This is a genomic window from Lujinxingia vulgaris (assembly GCF_007997005.1).
GTDB lineage: Bacteria > Myxococcota_A > Bradymonadia > Bradymonadales > Bradymonadaceae > Lujinxingia.
Map to the genome: position 1 here is coordinate 73,335 of NZ_VOSL01000023.1, position 21,540 is coordinate 94,874.

The window sequence follows — 21,540 nt, forward strand, 5'->3', positions numbered from 1 at the left end:
TCCATACATCCCAATTCGCCTCAACCACACAGCCCTGCCGCCTGGACATCCCCGGACCTACCCGCTTTGACGGATGAGCGCGCACCCTAGCGGCCTGCCCTACCCCACACAAGGGAACGCCAGACGACGACACGGTCTCGAACCTGCTCCGAGACGCCCCCTCACATTCATGCTACGCTCCCCCCTTTCCATCCATACTCTGGCAGGAGGGGATCCCCATGCTCAGGCTTTCAAACCACGTGTTTCACCTCGGCGCACTCATGCGCCTCATGCTGACGGGCGCATGCCTCATCATCGGAGGCTGCGCCTCTGGCAGCACCGCGACGCGTTCTACGTCGATGAGCCCGGCATTTGAACGCGGCTGGTCGGAAGACGTCGCGACGGTCTGCGCCTCCGAAAGCTGGGATGACGATACGAAGCTCCCCCTGGAGCGCCGGGGTTACGCGCCCTACCAGGTCTTCGAGCGTTACGCCTCTCCCGACCTCCGCCTCGAAGAGTATGACAACCAATGTACCGACGGCCGCGCAGAGGGATGCCTGCTTATCGGCCTCGCGCTCAACGACGCCGCCGATCAACCCGACGCTGATCCCCGCGCCCGCACCGCGGCCTTCGACGCGTTCCTGCGAGGATGCTCCCTGGACTTTGGCCCGGCCTGCACCGCCGCCGTAAACACGCTCCTCCACCACCCCGAGGTCGACCCCGAGGCCGCCGCCTCCGGCAAAGCGATGTTCAATCTGGTGGTCGGAGCCTGCTACCGCGGCGACTCCGACGGTTGCCGAATTCTGACCAACGACGTGGAGTTTCCCGAGAGTGTCCCCCCCTCCCTGATCCAAGAACTCGTCGAAGAAGGTCACAGCCTCGGCTGCATCTATGGCGACCCCCAGGCCTGCACCGCCCTGAGCCGGCTTCGCAGCCAGAACAACGATCACGTCTGCGCAGCAGCCGCCCTTCACCGAGGCTGCGCGCTCAACGGTAAAGAAGCCTGCGAACAGGTGGAGACCATCGCCCAGACCCACTGCAACGCCGGCTCCGACCTCTGCGGCGACATGACCGCCCTGCTCGAACGCTCGTCTCCGAGAGCCCCGCGCACCTGGCGCGATGGCATGCGTGAGGCCTGTGCCGACGATGACCCCCTCTCCTGCCACCTCCTCGCGCACTTCACCCTCGTGGACGGTGGCAGCCCCGACGAGATGCTCCAGGCCATCGACATGCTTCAAACCAGCTGCCGGGCCAACATCCCCGGTGACTGTGTCGCTGCTTACAACGTCGCCCGTTACCTCTTCGACAACGCCGGACCCGACCTTCCCCTCGACCCCGCCGCACTCGCCACGCACGTCCTCGCCACCGCGACCGTCGGATGCGAAGCCGGCAACGCCGACATCTGCTTCAACGGGGCATTCTTCGCACTCCCCACCAACCTCGCCCTCAAACAGCACATCGAGGTTGACCCCGCCACCAGCCTGGAACTCGGTCTGGAAGGCTGCCGGCTCGGCCATGGCCAGGCCTGCACCATCCCCTCACTCATCCGCCCCCTCCTCCAGGGAGACACGCTCGCCAGCCTCAACCGCGCCGTCGAAGAACTTCACGACGAGCACGCCCCGCTCTGTGAGCAGCTCCCCGGAGACACCGCCTGCCTCCTCACCGGCGCCGCCCTCTACGCCATGGCCGACATCGAGCAGCAAAAGCGGGGCATCGCGCTCCTCGAAACCAACTGCGACGCCAACCACCAGGAAAGCTGCGCCTACCTCGACCTCGTCGCAGCTCGCCCTCAACGCACCGTTGCATCCATGCCCCACTCCCACCTGCAATGCCTCTCGCCGGGCGAAGAGGTCCCCGAACTCACCTGCTCCTCAGACGCCTACCAGAGCCTCTCCCCCCGCCAGTACGCCGCCCGGCACGGCTGCGGCGTCAGCGACCTCACCACCCTGACCTCCTCCCACGAGCGCCCGGTCGAAACCTGTCAGGTCCAGGGGCAACAGGCCTTCCTGATGAACCTCCAATGCGCCGACGGCTCCACCCCCGTCACCAGCCGCCAGGCCGCCGCCAGCATGCGCCAGGGCAGCCGAAACGGCGGCGGCCGTTGCAACAACCCCGTCGACCTCTATCTCGTCCCCTGCCCCGAAGGAGACTACGAGGTCTACATCGACCTCTACATGTGCCCCGCCCAATGAGCCCCCGCACCCGTCAATCCGCCGCCGCAAAATGCGCCAGCTGATCCTCCAGCGCCTTCTCAAATGCGGGCCGCGCCGTCGCCCGCGCCACATACGCGCGGCAGGCCGGATGCCCCTCCAACCGATCAAAGCGGTCGACCAGGCGCAACACATCCGCCATGAGAATATCCGCGATCGAAAACCTGCCGACCAACCAGGTCTTCGTCGCGAGCACCGACTCGATGTGGTCCAGCCGCGCCTGAAGAAAGGTGTCCAGGCGTTCCCACTCCGGGGTCTCCTTCGAGAAGCCGGAGAAGACAAAGATCGACCACGGCAGGCTCGCCATCTCCACCGAGTTCAGCGCCGCAAACACCCACGTCATCACCTCCACGCGCTGAGCATGCTCTGCAGGCAGCAGCGCCTCGCTTTGATGACCAAGGTGCATCAAGATCGCACCGCTCTCGAAGATCGAGATTTCGCCATCGCGCAGCCAGGGGACCTGCCCAAAAGGCTGGTGCGCGTAATGCCCCTCCCCACGCTCTCGAAACGGGACGCTCTCAACACGGTAGGGCAGCCCGGCTTCCTCCAACGCCCAACGCACACGCAGATCCCGCACATAGCCCCGCGGCAAATCTGGCACCCAGTCAAACGTCGTTAGAATCATCTCAGACATCACTCATCTCCCTACAAATCAGGGGGGCTGGCGCGACCTCATCATGCTCCTGCCTCGCCGCAGTGCCCGCCGGGTTCTGATGCAGTCCAGTGTGAGTACGTTATCGCATAGGCGGCGAGTTGTCCGGTCGTGTGACGGAACCCACGAAGTCGGGATGGCAAAGGAGCACGTACGATGAGCGCACACACCTCCAACCCCGAGCAGCCCCGCCCCCCCTCGGGCTTCTCCCCATTCATCCGTCACGCCGCCAGCATCCTGGCCATGGTCGTCTTCATCACCATCGGCCTGCTCTTCCTCTGGGAGATGAAGACCCTGATCCTGGTCATCTTCCTGGCCATCCTCCTCTCCATCTTTCTGCGCTGGCTCACCGACCACCTCCAGCAACGCACCCCGCTCAAAGGCCTCTGGGCCCTCTTCACCGTCGTCATCGCGCTGCTCGCCATCACCGCAGGAGCGGGCTGGCTGATGGCCCCGGCCATCGCCACCCAGGTCGAGGCCATTCGCGAGATGATCCCGCAAGCCCTTAACGAACTTCAGACCTGGGTGGCTCAAACCTCCGCCGGCCCCCGCATCTTTGCGGAACTCGGCGACCTCGACCCCGCCCGCTTCCTCACCAACGAAGTCCTCGGACAGCTCGGCGGCGCCTTCGCAGGCGGCATCAACTTCCTCACCAACGCCGCCCTGGTCTTCGTCGTCGGGGTCTACCTGGCCATCGACCCCGAGACCTACAAACGCGGCCTGATCCACCTCATCCCCCGGCACTACCGCCCCCGTGCCGAGATCATCCTCGACGTCTGCACCCACCAGATGATCTGGTGGCTCCTGGGCCGCCTGCTGGCCATGGCCGCCGTCGCCGTCATCGTCGCCATCGGCCTCTGGGCACTGGGCATCCCCCTGCCCTTCACCCTCGGCCTCATCGCCGGGCTCTTCTCCTTTGTCCCCATCCTCGGCTCGATTGTCTCCTTTCTCCCCGCCGCCCTGGTCGCCCTCCTTATCGGCCCCGAATTCATCCTCTGGGCAGGCCTCGTCTTCCTCGGCGCCCAGGCCATCGAAGGCAACCTCCTCACCCCCCTGGTCCAGAAACGCTTCGTCTCCCTACCCCACGCCCTCACCCTCATCTCCCAGGTCATCGGCGGCATCCTCTTCGGGCTCGTCGGCGTCACCGTCGCCACACCCCTGGCCGTCCTCCTCATGGCCCTCGTCAATATGATCTACGTCGAAGACATCCTCGGAGACACCACCCCCTACTCCGACCTCGTCGAAAAGCTCCACGCACTCTGAGCACGCCACAGCTCGGGTGCTACACAGGCGTCGGCGATGGCCTCTCCTGGACCGCCCCTTCGGCCAGTACGTTCCCATCGTCGCGCCCTCTCTACAACAGCCACCGAAACGCGCGCCGTAGCTCCGCGCTGCCCTCGCTCGAGTACCAACGACCGTGCGCCACGATCACCCGCTCGGGCTCCCAGCTCAGCATCACCTCAACGGCATCGCGCAGCATCCCCAACCCCTTTCCCCCCTCCCCAAAGCGAAACGTCATTCGCATATCCAGCGGCATCTTACCGTCTGGATCGCTGATGCCGGCGAGACGAGCCAGCAGCCGAAGTTTGAAGGGCACCTTCTTCGCTTCGAAGTTCTCGATGAGATCCGTAAGAATCAACGTCCTCGACGCACAATGAAAGAACACCACCTCACGGTGAGTCGTGCTGCCTCGCACGACGAGCTGCTTGATCTGACCTCGCCAGAGCGATGGCGCCACATCGTCCAGAATATGATCCAAAGCAACGTTCACGCCCTGCTTCGCCGCCCGCTCCTGCACGCCCTCCGCCGCCCACGTCTTGGCCTTCGGATAGCTCTTCTGCCACGCTGGAAGATAGGCGTAGTGAATCCAATTCGGCGCTACCAACGCCCGAACCGGCCCCAGTGCATCCACCTCGCGACGAAGCTCCTCGCGAAGATCCACCGGAGAATGAACAAACAGACTTCCATCCTCGAGACGAACCAACGTCATCCGCGTCGGAAAGGGCATGCCGTAAAACGAGATCGTCGAACCGTCGACAATCCACAGACCCTCGGCGACTTGCTTTAATGTAAAGAGCGGCTCGTACCCTGTTGATGCCATAACAATCTCCACGTCGAATACCCTTTAGAAATGACGACTCCCTTCCTACAACGCCGTATACCAATATGGCCGCCTGCCACACCGGCGGGTTCGCTCTCCAGACCTCACCACCGATAGCTCTAAACGCATGGCGAGGTGCGCAACGGCAACCACGAAGAATGTGTGCTGGCGAGCGAACAGGGTTGAGGCTACACAGGGCGCGGCCCTTTCGTTCCCCTCATGTCAAAGACAGCCGCTCGCCGTGAAAACCTCTCTCGCCATCCTCCTCATTGCCCTGCCAGGCCTCATCCTCGTCGCGTGCGCCGGCGCCCCGACGCCCGAGAATTCGCCGGCCGCTCCCACGACCGAGCGCAAGGGCACCGTCATTCAGACCGAGGTGCGCACCTCCCCTCCGCCCTCACTCCCGGCGGGCTGCACCTTCACCCAAAACGACGCCGTCTCCTACATCCTCACCTGCGGTCCCACCCTGAGTTTTCTGGCCCGCGTGGAGACCGCCGACGTCACCCCCCTCATGGTCGAGGCGCAGGAGGACAGCGTTGAGCGCACCCTCCAGAACACGGGCTGGCAGGTGCGACGCGGCGAACGGGTGGAGATAAGCGCCGACGCCGGCACCCTCCAGCTGCGCCACTTCCGGGCGGAGCGCGACGATGAGCGCATCAACGCCTTTGCCGGCTTCGCGCCGAGCGGGCCGCAACGCCACCGGTTTTTCACGTGTTTTCTCCCCGATGAACTCGTCGCCCGATGGCCGACCGAATGCGCCATCCGCATGCGTCTGCTCCGCGATCTGGCCAACGCCACACACGTCACCGGCGTCTACCTCGGCGGCGAGCCCGTCGAGCTGCCCGAGGGTTGCGCGCTGATGGAGAAGACCATCCGCTGCGAGAACAACACCTTCACCTGGACCGAGCACCCCGCGACGATGGCACGTCAGGACCTGGAGCGTCGCGAACGCGACTTTCTCGCCAGCTTCCCCCGCGCCGAGCCCCTCCCCTTAAGCTGCACCTTTCTCGGCGACCCTGTCGAATGCTCGAGCTGGCGCGTCGACAAGGAGGGCTACCTCCCCCAACTCGTCCTCATCGCCTACGCCACCGTCGGCGAGACCACCCTCCAGCTCTCCTGCGAGGCTGCGATTACTGAAGAAGCTTCCCAGCGTTTGCCGGCCTGCGAGCCCTTCCTGACGCTAACGCGCGAGGAGTGAGGCTCGACGCCCGCAACCGCACCCACGATCAGGCGATCACCCGCATAAAAGCTGAACCTTGTCCCTGTCTCGGACGGACACAGAGACCCGACTTCAACGGGCACCGAGCCCCACCGGGCGTCGGGAGCGCAACGCCCCCGACGCTCCCTTACCGGTCAGCGCGACACCGACGGCCTCCCCCCACCGCCCTGCTGCCCCACTTCGCCGGACTGGCGACTGGCCGCCTTCTCATTGACCTGACGCGTAGCCACCTCGTTGAGCAACGAATCGGCGTTCTTCTCCTCCTCCAGCGTCTCCTCCAAGAGCTCCACGGCCCTCTCATTACCGAGCAAGCGGGCAAAATGAATCGCCGTCCCGTACGACGCGATCTCGTAATGCTCCACCTTCTGCGCCGCCGCAACCAGCCCGGCGTCCTTCACATCCGAGGGAATCTCACCGGCCTCAATGATCTCTTTCCCCTCCTTGATCAGCCCCTTCATCGCCTCGCAGGTCACACCCCCCGGCGAAAACTCCAGAGACTCGAAGATCTCCTCAATGCGCTCGACCTGATGTTTGGTTTCGTTGAGATGCTCCTCAAACGCCTTCTTCAGCTTCTCGCTGGATGCGGCTTTCTGCATCTCCGGCAGCGCCTTCACCAGCTGTTTCTCGGCGTTGTAGATATCTTTGAGGGTGTGCAGGTAAAGGCGGTCAAATGAGTTGATGTTCATCGTGTGCTCCTCGCAGCGCATGCGCGTGAGAATCGAGTTTTTTCGTCAGCGCGGGCCAGACCCCGGGCCCGACCCACCACAGCACCGACCGCCCCGAACCCATCGACCTCACCGGACCGACCGGCGCCGCTGATGACAAAGCTCTGCGCAAAACCCCGAGCACCAAAAGGTTCGTTTCATCGCCCTCCCCCTCCCGCACAGGGCTCGCTCGCCAGCCCGCAACCCGCACCTGAGCCTTGACCCACTGCAGGCAGCCCCCAACTTTTCCACAGCCTTCCCACAGCCCTCCCCGGAGCTCCGCGATGGAAGAGAGCCTGCAAAGCGCCGCGCATTACCTGGCCATGGGCATTGAGGCCGGCGCGCTGCTCGCCATCGCCGCAGGCCTGGGCGGCGCGCTCATCCTCGCGCTCCGGCAGCGCGCCCGTCAGAACGACTGGAGCGGCACCTACGACCACCTCCGACGCCGCGTCGGCCGCACCCTCCTCATCGCGCTGGAGTTCTTACTCGCCGCCGAGATCGCCCGCTCCATCTTCGCTGGCGAGACGTTGAACGCGGCGCTCACCCTGGGTGTGGTCGTCATTGTCCGAACGTTTTTGAGCATCGCCATCGAGATGGAGATCAGCGGGCGCTGGCCCTGGAATGGGGCACAGCATGAACAGACGCATCACGACGAAACGCGGCATTGAACCCTGAACCTCCCCGCCTCGGCGATCTCACATCGCGACGAGCATCCGCTCCACGGTCGCCGCCGTCACCACCTCCCGTATCGCTTCGGCGCGCCGCTCCGCCCCCGGGTCACAAGCCATGGCCGCAAACACAACCAACGCCACCACGACCGCAGGCAGGGCCTGCTCTCGCAAGACACAATAGACCCTCAACCGACATCTTCGCGTTCGCATACGCGCCCCGGTGGGTAAGCATCAAAACATGCAAGTATACGGGCATGCTCGGAAGAAGTCAGGCAAAAAACGGCGCTTTACCGCATAAACACTCGACCTTGTCCGTGCCTCGGTCGGACATATTCAAAGCAAATCAACCACTCAGCCCCCTGACCTGCCGGGTTACCTGAGCGCACCGCCCGAGCACACCGCGAACCCCCTCTCGCTCTCTCAAACCTCCCCACAACGCGAACCTCCCACGCCCCCGCAACCACCTAACCACACAACCACACAACCTCAACGCGCTCCTCCCCAACACACACTGCACCTCCCCGGCTTCGCGAACCGCGAAGCCCTTCCCAACCCCCACCGCCTGTGCGACCCTCCCCACTTCGATACACCCCCGCGCCAGCCCCCACCTCTCGAGTTCCACATGGCCCTTCGCCAGGTCGACATCTACCTCCCTCCCGAGCACGAGCCCCTTGGCGATCTTGAGGACGCCCCCAGCGCCCTCTCCCGCCACGATCTGACGCTCGACGACGACGCCACGCTGACCTCCATCATCCTGGAGACCGGCGACTCCGACGCCCTCCTGGAATGGCTGCACAATAAGGTGGGCGACATCGAAGGGCATCGCATCGTGGTGCTCGAAGTGCTGGCGACCCTGCCCCGCCAGGGCGAAGACGAAGGCGAAACAAGCGTCGAAGAGCTCGGCGCCCTTCAGAATGGCAACGACAATAACGAGGAGGAGGAGGAGGGCAACGGGGCGGCCGCGCGCATCAGCCGCGAGGAAGTCTACCAGGACGTCACCGACTCCATCGCCGTCACCAACGTGCACTACGCCCTGGTGGCCCTCTCCACCATCGTGGCCGCCGGCGGCATGCTGCGCGACAGCACCGCGGTGGTGATCGGCGCGATGGTCATCGCCCCCTTGATCGGCCCCAACATCGCCCTGGCGCTGGGTGCCACCCTGGCCGACTGGAAGTTGATTCGACGCTCCGCCCTGGTCAACTTCCTGGGCCTTCTTCTCGGCCTCGTGCTCGCGGTGATCGGCGGATTCTTCCTCCCCGTTGATATCACGGTCGGCGAGATCGCCTCGCGCACGCGCGCCGGCCTGGCGGACGTGGTGCTGGCGCTGGCCGCCGGCGCCGCCGGCGTGCTCTCGGTCACCCGCGGCGTCTCCACCGCCCTCATCGGCGTGATGGTCGCCGTCGCGCTCCTTCCTCCCCTGGTCGCCACCGGACTTCTGCTGGGCACCGCCAACTGGGCGGGCGCCTACGGCGCGGGCATGCTCACCCTCATCAACCTCGTGGCCATCAACCTCGCCGGCATCATCACCTTCCAGATTCAGGGCATCCGCCCGATGACCTGGTACGACGAAGAGAAGGCCCGACGCCCCAGGATCTACGCGATCATCCTCTGGGTAGTGCTCCTGCTCGCGCTGGCCGCCGGCATCGTCTTCGCACCTCCGGAGACCATCACCGGAGAGGAGAGCCCCTCGTCCCCGGAGCTCGAGATCGACACGCCCCTGGAGGACGACCCGGACCTGCCGCTGATCGACTGAACAGACCAGCCAGATTTTGCATTCGCGCGCTTGAATCCGCTATGCAGGACAGGCTTTCCGCACGCCGCTATGTCCCCGCCACCCGCACGACACCACCTCCGCCACGAGCTTACCCGATGTCCCCTTCTCTCCTCGCGTCTCGTGTTCCCGGCGCCCTTCTCCTCGCCGCATCTCTGATCCTCACCGCCTGCCCGGCGGGCTCGCCAGGGGAGATAACCAACACCATCGCCGACGATCTGAGCTTTGTGACGGATGACGACCTCATCTATGTCCACCACCGCACAGGCCTCGATCAGATTCGCGTCAACGGCACCGATGAGGCGCCCATCTATGGCGAGGGCTACAGCTTCCAGGACGTCACCGACGACGCCACCCTCTGGGCGCTGGGCGACTCCCAGACCAACCTCTACCTGCTCACCGCGCCGGGCACCGAGCCCCGACGCGTCCCCGAGCTCGACGGGCGCACCTCGGCGGTGGCCATTCATCCGGAAGGCACGCTTGTGGCCGCCACGCGCCACGCCGACTTTGACCTCCCTCAAGGTCAACAGGTCGACGACGACGCCATCTACCTCATCGACCCGACCACCCTGGACGTGAGCGTGCTGCCGGCCACCTCCAACGCCTGGCTCTTCCATCTCTACTGGAGCCAGGACGGCACCACCCTTTACGCCTCCGGCCACGAGGGCAACGTCCGCATCGACCCGACCACCAACACCCGCGAGCCCATCGCCTCCATCCCCGCCGAGGGGGTGCGTCGCCCGCGCATCAACCGCGACCACTGCGAAGCCACTGGCGAGCGCCTGGAGACCGACGACGCGGGCGTCTGGCGCGTCGCCACCGACGGCACACGCGAGCCCCTGGTGACCATCGAGGGCCGCAAGCGCGGCTTTCATGACTACGCCTCGACCATCAACGGCGCCTCCTACACCCGCTCCTGCGATTACGTCGTCTTCGTCTTCCAGGACACCGTCTGGGTCGCCGAAGCCGCCACCGGGCTGGTCGGGCGGCTGCGCGAAGGCCAGAGCGTGCGCCTGATTGAGGCCGTCGATGACACCGATGAAGGTTGACCTTCACGCGCGTTTGCTGGCATCTCGGTGCCCTACTTGACCCACAATCGACGCTTTTTTCTCAATGAGTTCACGATGATGTCTCACCCACGACTCGCCCTCCTCGCCATCGCGCTCAGCGCGAGCCTTATCGCCTGCGGTGATGACACCGAAAACCGCCGCCGCGGCCCGGCCGACACCGGCGATACCGTGGATGCAGGCGACGACGGCGGTCTCACTGACGCCGATGACGTCGACGCCGATCCCGCCGTCCGCTGCGGCGATGGCGAGGTCGGCGGTGCCGAGCAATGCGACGGCGCCGCGTTCAACGACGCCTCCTGTGTGACCCTGGGCTTTGAGGGCGGCACGCTCGGCTGCACCGACTCCTGCCGCTTCGACGCCACCGCCTGCGAAGGCGTGGCGGTCGGCTGCGGCGACGGAGAACTCGCCACCACCGAGGCCTGCGAAGGCTTTGAGCTTCGCGGCGAAACCTGCCAGTCCCAGGGCTTCTACGAAGGCCAGCTCGCCTGCCTCCCAAGCTGCGTGCTCGACACCTCCAACTGCTCCGGCACCTGCGGCGATGGCGAGGTCAACGGCGACGAAGTCTGCGACGACGGCGTCAACGATGGCAGCTACGGAAGTTGTCTGAGCGACTGCTCCGCCCCGGCCGCCTTCTGCGGCGATGGCGAGGTCAACGGCACCGAGCAATGCGACGACGGCGTCAACGATGGCAGCTACGGAGGTTGCCTCAGCGACTGCTCCGCCCCGGCCGCCTTCTGCGGCGACGGGGTTCGCAACGGCAACGAGATGTGCGACGGCGACGACTTTGGCGACGACAGCTGCCAGGCGCGCGGCTATGACCGCGGCGAGTTGGAGTGCCAGGCGAACTGCGACCTCGCTCCGGTGGAGTGTGAACTGGAGTTTGTGGACATCTCCTCGGGCGCCTCGCATAACTGCGCGCTGCGCGCCAATGGCACGCCGCTGTGCTGGGGACGAAACGACGACGGGCAAATCGATGCGCCCGACCAAACCTTCGTGGCGCTCGGGGTGACGAGCTTTCGAAGCTGCGGACTCAATACCGCGAATGAAGTCATCTGCTGGGGTCGGTCCACGTCCTTTGCCGACGCGCCGCCGATGCCCGTGACCACGCTCACACTCTCAGGCTGGACCGGTTGTGGACTCACCACCTCCAACGGAATTGTCTGCTGGGGCAACGACAGCTCCGGGCTCGTTGGTGACGCTCCCTCGGGCGCGTATCAAACCATCGCGATGGTCAGCGGCACCGCCTGTGCCATCGACACCCAGGGCGGTATTCAATGCTGGGGAAGCGATATCAACGACGCCAACGTACCGCCCTCAGGAGCTTTTACACAGATCGCCGGCGGGTTCCGCCATTTTTGCGCCATCGCTACAGACGACACGCTCAATTGCTGGGGAGGCAACGTGAACAACGCCGCTGTGCCCCCTTCGGGAACCTTTCGCGAGGTCGCGCTGGGCGAAGACGTCTCCTGCGCCATTCGCACCAATGGCACGCTGACCTGCTGGGGCAAGAATGACGTCGGCCAGGCCACCCCACCCTCGGGAACCTATGAGACGCTGAGCATGGGCACCCACCACGGTTGCGCGCTCGACGCTAACGGCCAGGCCACCTGCTGGGGCCGCAACACGCAGGGCCAACTCAACGTCCCCACAGCGCCCTGAACGTTTCTATACGTGCCGCACCGCGTCTCCGTGTGACGCGGTGCGGCCAAGACATCACCCCTCACTCAAGCTCTTCAACAGACTCTGCTGCGAGACCACGATCTTATCCTCCTCGCCAGCCGCCACCCGCACATAGCTCCCGTCGGCCTGCAGCTCCCAGGCATTGAGGGTGTCGCGAAAATGCACATCCAGGCCTTCCTCAATGACACGGTCGCGCTGCGCCTCATCCTCGATGGGGAAGGCCACCTCGATGCGCCGAAACATGTTGCGCTGCATCCAGTCCGCGCTGGCCAGATACACCTTCGGCTCACCAGCGTTGTGGAAATAATAAACCCGGGAGTGCTCCAGAAAGCGCCCCAGGATCGAGCGCACCCGGATGTTCTCACTCACCCCGGGGACCCCGGGTCGCAGACAACAGATGCCGCGCACCACAAGCTCCACCTTCACCCCGGCCTGAGAGGCTTTGTAGAGCTCGCGAATCAGCCGCGGCTCGGTGAGCTGGTTCATCTTGGCGCGAATCAACCCCTCACCACCGGCCTCAGCCTGCTTGATCTCGTTGCGGATCAGGCGCAGCAGGCGTTTATGCAGATGAAAGGGCGCCTGCACGAGTTTTTTGAGCTTGAGCGCCTTCCCCAGCCCGGTGAGCTGCTGAAAGACGCGATGCGCATCGGCGGTGATGGCCTCATCGGCCGTCATCAGGCCAAAGTCCGTATAGAGCCGGGCAGTGCGCGGGTTATAATTGCCCGTCGACAGGTGCACATAGCGCTTTAATCCTCCCGCCTCTCGCCGCACCACCAGCGCCATCTTGGCGTGGGTCTTGTGGCCCATCACCCCGTAGAGCACATGGGCGCCGGCGTCCTGAAGCCGGTTGGCGATCGCGATGTTGAACGCTTCGTCAAAACGCGCCCGCAGCTCCACCACGGCGGTGACCTCTTTACCGGCGCGCGCCGCCTCGGCCAGCGCCTGCGGGATGGGCGACTCCGGGTCGGAGCGGTAGAGGGTCTGCTTGATCGCCAGCACGTTCGGGTCCGCCGCCGCCTGACGAATGAACTCCAGCACCGGAAAGAACGACTGGTAGGGATGATGCAAGAGCACCGTCTTCTGGCCAATCGCCTCAAAGATGTCGCCCTGACGCATCGCCACCGGCGGAGGCGCGGGCACAAACCCTGGATACTTGAGATCGGCCCGCTCCAGGTCGGCGGGGATCATCATCAGGCGGTTGAGGTTCACCGGCCCGTTCACCTGATAGAGATCGGCCTCGCTCAGATCGGTCTGCTCCAGCAGAAAACGCGCCACATCCATCGGGCAATTATCCGCCACCTCCAGGCGCACCGCCTCGCCATAATTACGCGCGTAGAGCTCGTCTTCGACGGCGATCATCAGGTCTTCGACCTCCTCCTCGTCGACATAGAGCTCGCTATTGCGGGTGATGCGAAACTGGTAGCAGCCGGTCACCGTCATGCCGGCAAAAAGCTCGTCGACGTGGGCGTGAATCACCGACGACAAAAACACATAATCATGCGCCCCGCCGCTGACCTCCCGCGGCACCTGAATCAACCGGGGAAGGCTGCGCGGCGCAGGCACCACCGCCATGCGGCTCTGGCGCCCGAACGCGTCTTTGCCCTCCAGCGACACCACAAAATTGAGGCTCTTATTGACCACCCGCGGAAAGGGGTGGCTCGGATCGATGCCCATCGGGCTGAGCACCGGCAAGACCTCGTCCTGAAAGTAGCGCTCCACCCAGGCCCGCTGGCGCGTGCTCCAGCTGGTGCGTTTCAAAAAGCGCACGCCCTCCTGCTCCAGCGCCGGAATGAGCACCTCGTTGAGCAGGCGATACTGCGCCTCCACAAAGGCCGAGCAGCGCTCGCCAATCTGCGCGAGCACCTGACGGGGCCGCATCCCGTCAGGCCCCACGATCTCGGTGTCGACCTGAATCTCATGCTTGAGCCTGGCCACCCGAATCTCAAAAAACTCATCGAGGTTGGTGCTGGAGATGCACAAGAACTTCAGGCGCTCCAACAGCGGCACGCGCTCATCTTCGGCCAGCGCAAACACACGCTCATTAAACGCCAGCCAGTTCAGCTCGCGGTTTAAATACAGGCTCGGGTCACGCAGGGAGGTCTGTCTGGCCATAGTCCACTCATCCGTACACGAAGGCATCCGCGGCCCGACGATCTCGGGCCAGCCAAAACGAAGTCCCCACAAGCTGCGCGAAATTTCGAAAAAAGGAAGTATTTACGCTGCGAGCAGACGCGACATCACCGACACCTCGCGGCTCACGAGTCCCCCAGCGACCAGCGCGCCCCGACGCTGAGCATCAGCTGCCAGTTGAACGCCGCGGTGTAGCGCCCGGGCTGCTCAAAGCTCTGATACCCCTCAAAACGCTCAAAGGTCGACGCGGCCACAAAGGGGTTCCAGGTGGCGTTGAGCTCCACCGGGATCTTCAACGCGCCGCGGTCCAGGGTGTAGCCCAGCGCCATCGCCGCGCCCACGTAGGATGGCGAGCGCGTCTGCATCTCGCTTTGCCTGCCGTCCTGATCGATGGTCGCGCTGCTGGCCACACCGAGCACGAGCTCCGGGCCGGCCGCGAGGCTTAACCCCCCGGCATCCCAGGCGTTGGAGAGCTCCACCATCACCGGCAGGCGCAGGCTGTGGGCGCGCAACACCGCGTCGATGCGGCCGCCCTGCTCCACGTCTTCGGCAAAGCCCGCGCCGCTCTGGAACCCGTAGAGGAGGTCGGCGCGCGCGGACACCTTCGCGCCGGAGCCTTTCCACAGAGCTGCGCGCGCCGTCGGCCCCACCACAAACCCCGCGCCCCGAAACGCCGTGCCATAGAGCAGCGTGGGCGCGCCCACCGGATCTTCGGGGCGGTACAGCCATCCGAAGCTCGCGCCGGCGCGCGCGCCCACCTCCAGCTCATCCAACCCACCGAGCTCCAGCGCCTCAGCCGCCTGCGGCATACACAGGGCCGTCAGCAGGCACAGACCCGCCACACCCATCAGGCTCGCGCCCCCCCGGCACCTCGTCGCTGACGCTCGGTACGTGTTCATACGCGCTTGATCTCCACTTTCTGCATCACGGCGTCTTCGTGGGGACGGTCGCGACGATCACGCGGCAGACTACCGATCGTCTCGACCACATCCATGCCCGCCACAACTTCGCCAAAGACCGCGTGGCGGTTGTCGAGGTGAGGCGTCGGCCCCAGCGTGATGAAGAACTGGCTGCCGTTGGTGTTCGGACCGGCGTTGGCCATCGAGAGCATGCCCGGCTTGGTGTGCTTGAGCTCCGGGTGGAACTCATCGGCAAACTTGTAGCCCGGCCCGCCGGTGCCCTGCCCCAGCGGATCGCCGCCCTGGATCATAAAGCCCGGGATCACGCGGTGAAAGATCACGCCGTCGTAGTAATTGCCCGTGGTCTCTTCAAAGGTGTTCAGGTCGGTGTAGGCGCGCTGACCGGTGGCCAGGCCCACGAAGTTCGCGACCGTCTTCGGCGCGCGATCTTCAAAGAGCTTGATGTCGATCACACCGTGGTTGGTGTGAATGATCGCGTGCAGCTCACCTTCGCCGCCGACGTAATCCGCGGGGACTTCCGAAAAACTCTTCAACTGGCTCATCGATGCTCCTTTAAAAAGGGCGCGCTTTAAGGCGCGAAAAAAACCCATCAAACTTCCTTCAAAGACGTGTCGCCGAAGAATTACAGCAGCAGGTCAAACTCGTAAAGCACCCCGGTGAACACGCCCACATGCCCCTGGTACTTACCATCGTAGGTGATCTCCCCGGTGGACTCATCGTAGGTGGCGCGCTCGCTCATCGCCTGATCAAAGCCCAGGTTATAGCCCATGCGCAGCTCCACCGGGATGCGCACCGGACCCACGCTGATCTCCAAGCCCGCGCTCAAAGTAAGCAGGGTGTAATTCGATGGCGAGATCTGGTTGCGGTCGTTGAGCTGGTTGGCGTAGCCACCCATCGAGCCGGCGCGCTGCTCCTCGCGGTACTCCAGGGTGCTCTCGGTCTGGAAGATGAACTCCGCGCCCAGCCCGAAGACCGGGCTGACCACCGCCGAGGGCACGCGAAACTTCAGCATCAAGGGCACGTGGTAGGCGTTGGAGACCTGGTCGCTGTGAATGCGCGCGATGGTCCGCCCGCTGAGCGCGTCATTCTTGTCGACATACCCGCTGGCCTGATCGACCGAATAATAAAAGCCCGTCTCCAGCCCTACAAAACCCAGCGCGCGCAGCTCCAGGCTCAGGCCCCCTTTGGGCCCGACGCCGAAGTGGCCAAAATACTCGGGCTTGGGAAAGTAGACCTGATTTCCCTGCTCGCTGGTCAGCCGCGAGTCATCCGGGATGCCCTGACCGGCCACCATATTCACGCCGCCTTTGGCGCCGACGGCGATCTGCAGATCAAAAGCCTCAGCGCGGGCGGGCAGCGCGGCCAGCGCCAGGCCCGAGAGCGCGGCCACAAGGGCCAGGGGAGCACACTTCATCACGACCTCATCATCTTCAGCCCCCCGCTCGCCATCATCGAGATGCCAGGGAAGGCCACGATCCAGTTCATCGGGCTGTCACATCACAGACCGGGTTGTGTCCCGCGGGCACAGCGAGCATGCGCCCATGTTTGCGCCACGTCGCGCCAGCGCGCTTGGGTTGACTCCGGTCGGCGCGACCATACAACTTTGAACTCTTAACTCCAACATCGCTATGCGAGGTGAGCTTGGATCCCATCTTATGCGTGGGCATCGACCTGGGCGGCACCAACGCGCGCCTGCAGATCTTCAACGACGCCCTCCACCCCATCAGCCAGGGCCACGCCCGGATCCGCGACGACTGCCAGCCGGAGTCGATCTGCCACACGCTCAGCGCTCTTCTCAAGGGGGCGTGCCTCGACGCCCATCTCAACGTCGCGCACCTTCAGGTCATCGGCATGGGCCTTGCCGGACAGCTCTCCCGCGATGGGCGCACCGTGCTCAACGCGCCGAACCTGGGCTGGCTCGACGTCGACATCGCTCACCAGTTTGAAAAAACCGTGGAGAGGGAGCTCGGCGTGACACCGCCGGTCTTCATCTTCAACGACCTCAACACCCTGGTCTTTGATGAGTGGCGCCTGGGCGCAGCCCGCGATGTGAGCGATATGCTCGGTGTGTACGTGGGCACCGGCGTGGGCGGGGCGATCATCGCCGGCGGCCGACTCCTGAGCGGGCAGAGCAACAACGCCGGCGAAATCGGCCACGTCAAGGTGGTGCCCGAGGGGCGAGTGTGTGGCTGCGGCCAACGCGGGTGCCTGGAGGCGTATGCGGGGGGGCGGCATCTGGAGGCGAGGGTCTCTGAGGTGCTCGACGCCCATCCCACACTCCAGAAGGCCCACCCGGAGCTGGGAGGTGAGGTGCTCCAGCTCTCCGCGGTCGATCCCATCGCACAGGACCACCCGCCCCTGAGCGCGATCTGGGAGCAGACCAGCGATCTTCTGGCGTTGAGCCTGGCCAACGCCTGCACCCTGCTCAACCCGGGGGCGCTGCTCCTGGGAGGGGGCGTGTTTGATCACTGCCCCACCCTGCGCCGCCTTGTCGTCGACAAGACCCTGCCCCTGGTGCTGGAGGTTGCGCGCCGCGATCTTCAGGTCCTGCGCCCGCTCGGTGGCGTCGAATCCGGCCCCCGCGGGGCCGCCGCGCTCGCCATGCAGGAGCTCGCCATATCCCCCCCCTCCTCCATCCCCCCCCTTCCCCCCGGCGCCCCCCGCTGATCGCGCGGATCGGGCGCCAACAAAACGCCTGCGAAATCCTTGCGTAGCCTTGATTTTTTTCACGTTTTGCATTAGGTATGCGCGCCCCTGTCGGCGCCGGCATCAGCGGGCCCTTCCCCCCTTTTTCGCCCCCCGCGTCGCGCCGATTCTCTCCCGGACTTTTGAGCCGGGTTTCCGTCAACATCCACTGGAGATCACATGACGTGAACAGATTTCCTCAGATCCGACCGGCTGCCCTCGATCCCGCTCACCAGAACTGGTGGGTCCGCGACGGCCTTCGCCCCGAAACCCACCGCCTCCAGATTGCCGGCCACGACGCCGAGCAGCTCTTAAGGCACGTCGACCGGCCGCTCTTCGCCTATGACCTTGATCGGGTCGAAGCGAATTATATGAGGCTGCATGACGCCTTTGCCCGCCATGGACATCCTTTTCAGGTGTTCTTCGCGGTCAAAGCCAACCGCTTTAGACCGATCGTCGAGACTCTGCGCGCCACCGGCGTCGCCGGGATCGACGCCGCCAGCCCGCGCGAGGTCTTGTATGCGTTGGAGATGGGTTTCCCCGCTGAGAAAATCACTTTCACCAATGTGAGCGTCAGTCACCGTGATATCGAGCAGCTCAAAGGGCTGCCGATCATGCTCAACTGCGACTCGTTGAGCGTCATCAACAAGGTCGCCGACGTGGACCCCGGCCGCGCCATCGGCCTGCGCATCAACCCGCAGGTCGGCGTGGGCATCAACGACAACCTGACCTACGCCGGTCAGCGCGCCACCAAGTTCGGCATCTACCTCGATCGCCTCCCCGAGGCGCTGGAGCTGATCCAGAAGCGCGGCCTGCGCCTGCAGGGCCTGCACATGCACGTGGGCTGCGGCTGGACCGGCTCGGCCATCACCCAGTACTTCCAGGCCGTCGATCGCCTCACCGCCATCGCTCGCCAGGTCATCGACACCCACGGCCCGCTCGAATACCTGAACTTCGGCGGCGGGCTGGGCGTGCCCCTGACCGCGGGCGACGGCTCGGTCGACGTCAACCTCTACGCCGAGGGCATCGTCGAGCGCGTGCGTCAGCTGGGCCTGGGCATCAAAGTCTGCGTGGAGCCGGGCGACTACATTGTCAAGGACTCCGGCGTGCTCCTCTCCGAGGTCGTGATGGTCGAAGAGAAGGGCGGCACTGAGTTTGTCGGCGTGAACACCGGCTTTAACGTGCACACCGGCGCCAGCCACTACGGCCTCTACCAGGAGTTCGTGCACAGCACCCGAGCCGACTTCGGCCCGGAGAAGAACGTGACCATCGTGGGCAACATCAACGAGGTCATCGACGTCTTCGCCGCCGACCGCCCGATGCCGCTGATCGAAGAGGGCGATGTTCTGGCGATGCTCAACGCCGGCGGCTACGGCGCCTCGATGATGATGGAGCACTGCCTGCGCGAGCCCGCCATGCAGGTGGGTCTCTCGCAGAAGGGCAACCCCTTCGCACAGCGCTTCGACTTTTAAGCTGACGCGCCTCGTTGAAGCGAGGCGGTCTGGAGCCATGAACGACGATCCCCGACCCATCCAGACCGCCTCGCTCACCCTGATCCGCTCCGATCGCGGCCGCCCCGAAGTCTTCTGGGCGCGCCGCCGGGCGGATCGTTCGTTTCTTGGCGGGTGTTTTGCGTTCTTCGCCGGCGGCCAGGAACCGGGCGACCGCGATCTTCCCACGACGCTCCGATCTCAGCGTGAAGATGACGACGACGCCGCCGAGCAACGTCGCGATCCGCACACCGGGGTAACTCGCCACGACGACGTGTTGCGCGCCACCGCGCTCCGAGAGTGCTTTGAAGAATGCGGCGCGCTCTTCGATGAGGGCGGCCTCCTCCCCCCGACCTCCGACGCTGCGCCTGTCACCCGCACCCTGCCTCAACCTCTCGCCAGACCGCTCGCCACCCACCGGCTGCGCTACCACTTCAGCCGCCGCACCCCGAGCTGGATGCCCCGGGCCGACACCGCCTTTTTCTCGCTGCGCTTAAGCGACGCGGAGGCCCGCGCCCTCGACGACTTAAGCGCCCACCTCGACCCCGAGGAGCATGACGAAGGCGCCTGGGTGACTCCTCAGGCCGCCCTCACGCTCTGGGAGAAGGGCCAGGCTCTGGCCACCACCCCGATCGTCGAACTTCTGCGTTTGCTCGACGCTGCCGAAGACGCGTTCGTCCCCGAAACTTGCCACGAACCGCATCCCGTCGACGACGCCATTGAGTATCTCGGCGGCGTCACGGTGCTCCCGCTACGCACCGCCACCCTCCCCCCGGCCACCCACACCAACGCCTACCTCCTGGGCCGCTCGACCTTTGTGGTCGTCGACCCCGGCCCCGACGATCCAGCCGACCTGGCGAGCTTAAGCGCCGAAATCGAGCGCCGCATCGCCGCCGGCGACACCCCTCAGTCGGTGATCCTCACCCACCATCACCGCGACCACATCGGCGGCGCCAGGGCCATCGCCTCGCGCTTCAACCTTCCGATCCTGGCGCACCCTCGAAGCGCTGCGCTCCTCCCGGAGCTTCACACCCTCGCGCTGACCCACGGTCAGACGATCGCCCTCGGTGACTTCGGCGAGCTGGAGGTTTTGCACACCCCTGGCCACGCGCCCGGGCATCTTGCGCTCTACCACGCCCCCTCCCGCAGCATCTTCGCCGGCGACCTGGTGGCCTCCGAGGGCACCATCATCATCGACCCGCCCGAAGGCCATATGGGCGACTACCTGCAGAGCCTGCACACCCTGCTCGCCATGCAACCTCGCGTGCTCTTCCCCGCCCACGGCGCCCCCATCGCCGCGCCTGCAACGCTCCTCAACGCCTACATCGACCACCGCCTCACCCGCGAGGCTGCGGTGCTCGACGCCCTGCGCGCTCACCCCGCCCCGGCTTCCCCCGAAGACCTCATCGCCACGGTCTACCCCGAGATCCCCCGCGCCATCTGGCCTTTGGCCGCCCGCAGCCTCCTCGCCCACCTCATTCACCTCCGCGAGCAAGGGCTCGCCACGCGCCACGACGAGGGGAGTTTCGTCGCCACAAAAACGTCCCCCCATTAATGCCCCGCTCGGGGGGCGGGTTTTGACAGCCCGGCGCCCCGCGTGGCATATCGTCGGGGCAATTTCTCCCAAACCTACCCTGCTCGCTACGGAGCGCATCATGACTCAGGCATCGCCTCAGATCGGCCCGCTCGGATCTCCCTTTGAAGTGCCTTCACTTGCGCAGCACAACCTCTCGCAACTCATCGCGAAGGGCGACTTTGGCCGCGTGCACTTCTTCATCGGCGAAGGGGTCGACGCCGGCGCCATCGACGCCTCCACCCCCGAAGGCGACACCCTCAAACTCGCGCTCCTCGACTACACCCACCCCCTCGACGCCATCGACGACGCGCTCTTCGATCATATCGAGGCCGCCGAGGTGCAGCCGGCCACCCTGCGCGACCTGCTCTGCTTCGCCATCGCGCAGCCCGGCGCCCAGCTCGAACATGACATCGTGGCCACCGGCACCATGCGCACCCGCCACGTCTACGGCGCCGAGCGTAAAGGCGAAACCACCTGGGCCCACACCAACCGCGACCGCACCATCTGCCAGTGGGTCACCGGCCTGACCCGCACCGGCACTCGCCGCGAGCTCGTCCCCACGGAGATCTACCTCAAAGATCTGCTGCGCCAGCCCGCAAAAGTCCTGGTCCGCGTGGGCTGAGCGTCTTCCCAACCCACAAGCAGCCCTCCAGGGCGGCGTCCAGCAAGGAGCAAGGACGAC

General features: G+C 65.2%; 18 protein-coding genes. 11 read left to right on the forward strand and 7 right to left on the reverse strand.

Features of this window, described 5'->3' with window-relative positions; translation table 11 throughout:
• Positions 1-338: 338 nt before the first annotated feature.
• Positions 339-2,171 carry a hypothetical protein gene (locus tag FRC96_RS05205; RefSeq protein WP_146973447.1) on the forward strand — a complete coding sequence of 611 codons (1,833 nt, stop codon included), beginning with the start codon at positions 339-341 and terminating at the stop codon, positions 2,169-2,171.
• Positions 2,172-2,184: 13 nt separating this feature from the next.
• On the opposite strand, the gene FRC96_RS05210 is transcribed toward FRC96_RS05205, so the two are convergent.
• Positions 2,185-2,823 (reverse strand): glutathione S-transferase family protein, encoded by a 639-nt coding sequence (locus FRC96_RS05210; protein WP_146973449.1) that lies wholly within the window; start codon positions 2,821-2,823, stop codon positions 2,185-2,187.
• A gap of 174 nt (positions 2,824-2,997) precedes the next feature.
• On the opposite strand from FRC96_RS05210, the gene FRC96_RS05215 reads away from it, so the two are divergent.
• On the forward strand, positions 2,998-4,104 hold the full coding sequence (locus FRC96_RS05215) for an AI-2E family transporter (protein ID WP_146973450.1): 1,107 nt from the start codon (positions 2,998-3,000) through the stop codon (positions 4,102-4,104).
• 91 nt (positions 4,105-4,195) lie between these two features.
• Here the strand turns inward: FRC96_RS05215 and FRC96_RS05220 are convergent, their stop codons facing one another.
• The gene (locus FRC96_RS05220) at positions 4,196-4,942 is read right to left on the reverse strand and encodes a DUF4336 domain-containing protein (RefSeq protein WP_146973452.1); all 747 of its coding nucleotides are present in this window, start codon (positions 4,940-4,942) and stop codon (positions 4,196-4,198) included.
• 241 nt (positions 4,943-5,183) lie between these two features.
• Between FRC96_RS05220 and FRC96_RS05225 the strand changes: the two genes are divergently transcribed.
• On the forward strand, positions 5,184-6,140 hold the full coding sequence (locus tag FRC96_RS05225) for a hypothetical protein (protein WP_146973453.1): 957 nt from the start codon (positions 5,184-5,186) through the stop codon (positions 6,138-6,140).
• Positions 6,141-6,295: 155 nt separating this feature from the next.
• On the opposite strand, the gene FRC96_RS05230 is transcribed toward FRC96_RS05225, so the two are convergent.
• Positions 6,296-6,847: a ferritin-like domain-containing protein gene (locus tag FRC96_RS05230; RefSeq protein ID WP_146973454.1), complete on the reverse strand. Its 552-nt coding sequence runs from the start codon at positions 6,845-6,847 to the stop codon at positions 6,296-6,298.
• A gap of 302 nt (positions 6,848-7,149) precedes the next feature.
• Here FRC96_RS05230 and FRC96_RS05235 point away from each other — a divergent pair, with 302 nt between their 5' ends.
• The 4 genes from FRC96_RS05235 (at position 7,150) to FRC96_RS05250 (ending at position 12,036) form a co-directional block, all read left to right on the forward strand.
• Positions 7,150-7,533, forward strand: coding sequence for a DUF1622 domain-containing protein (locus tag FRC96_RS05235; RefSeq protein ID WP_146973455.1), 384 nt, complete (start codon positions 7,150-7,152; stop codon positions 7,531-7,533).
• 625 nt (positions 7,534-8,158) lie between these two features.
• Positions 8,159-9,289, forward strand: a complete 1,131-nt coding sequence (locus FRC96_RS05240; protein WP_146973456.1) for a TIGR00341 family protein — start codon at positions 8,159-8,161, stop codon at positions 9,287-9,289.
• Positions 9,290-9,405: 116 nt separating this feature from the next.
• Positions 9,406-10,356, forward strand: coding sequence for a hypothetical protein (locus FRC96_RS05245; RefSeq protein WP_146973457.1), 951 nt, complete (start codon positions 9,406-9,408; stop codon positions 10,354-10,356).
• 75 nt (positions 10,357-10,431) lie between these two features.
• Positions 10,432-12,036: an RCC1 domain-containing protein gene (locus tag FRC96_RS05250; RefSeq protein ID WP_146973458.1), complete on the forward strand. Its 1,605-nt coding sequence runs from the start codon at positions 10,432-10,434 to the stop codon at positions 12,034-12,036.
• Between the two features lie 54 nt (positions 12,037-12,090).
• Here FRC96_RS05250 and ppk1 read toward each other — a convergent pair whose 3' ends face one another.
• The 4 genes from ppk1 to FRC96_RS05270 all read right to left on the reverse strand — a co-directional run bounded on the left by ppk1 (position 12,091) and on the right by FRC96_RS05270 (position 16,521).
• Positions 12,091-14,169 carry a polyphosphate kinase 1 gene (gene ppk1 / locus FRC96_RS05255; protein ID WP_146973459.1) on the reverse strand — a complete coding sequence of 693 codons (2,079 nt, stop codon included), beginning with the start codon at positions 14,167-14,169 and terminating at the stop codon, positions 12,091-12,093.
• A 143-nt stretch (positions 14,170-14,312) separates the two neighbouring features.
• The gene (locus FRC96_RS05260; RefSeq protein WP_146973460.1) at positions 14,313-14,996 is read right to left on the reverse strand and encodes a hypothetical protein; all 684 of its coding nucleotides are present in this window, start codon (positions 14,994-14,996) and stop codon (positions 14,313-14,315) included.
• An 86-nt stretch (positions 14,997-15,082) separates the two neighbouring features.
• Positions 15,083-15,649: a peptidylprolyl isomerase gene (locus FRC96_RS05265; RefSeq protein WP_146973461.1), complete on the reverse strand. Its 567-nt coding sequence runs from the start codon at positions 15,647-15,649 to the stop codon at positions 15,083-15,085.
• A gap of 80 nt (positions 15,650-15,729) precedes the next feature.
• Positions 15,730-16,521 carry a hypothetical protein gene (locus FRC96_RS05270; RefSeq protein ID WP_146973462.1) on the reverse strand — a complete coding sequence of 264 codons (792 nt, stop codon included), beginning with the start codon at positions 16,519-16,521 and terminating at the stop codon, positions 15,730-15,732.
• Between the two features lie 227 nt (positions 16,522-16,748).
• Here FRC96_RS05270 and FRC96_RS05275 point away from each other — a divergent pair, with 227 nt between their 5' ends.
• The 4 genes from FRC96_RS05275 to FRC96_RS05290 all read left to right on the forward strand — a co-directional run bounded on the left by FRC96_RS05275 (position 16,749) and on the right by FRC96_RS05290 (position 21,480).
• Positions 16,749-17,774, forward strand: coding sequence for an ROK family protein (locus FRC96_RS05275; RefSeq protein WP_230469901.1), 1,026 nt, complete (start codon positions 16,749-16,751; stop codon positions 17,772-17,774).
• A gap of 203 nt (positions 17,775-17,977) precedes the next feature.
• Positions 17,978-19,264, forward strand: a complete 1,287-nt coding sequence (locus tag FRC96_RS05280) for a diaminopimelate decarboxylase (RefSeq protein ID WP_230469902.1) — start codon at positions 17,978-17,980, stop codon at positions 19,262-19,264.
• A gap of 37 nt (positions 19,265-19,301) precedes the next feature.
• Complete coding sequence (locus FRC96_RS05285; protein WP_146973465.1) at positions 19,302-20,837, forward strand: MBL fold metallo-hydrolase; 1,536 nt, start codon at positions 19,302-19,304, stop codon at positions 20,835-20,837.
• A gap of 100 nt (positions 20,838-20,937) precedes the next feature.
• Positions 20,938-21,480 (forward strand): hypothetical protein, encoded by a 543-nt coding sequence (locus FRC96_RS05290; protein WP_146973466.1) that lies wholly within the window; start codon positions 20,938-20,940, stop codon positions 21,478-21,480.
• Positions 21,481-21,540 lie beyond the last annotated feature (60 nt).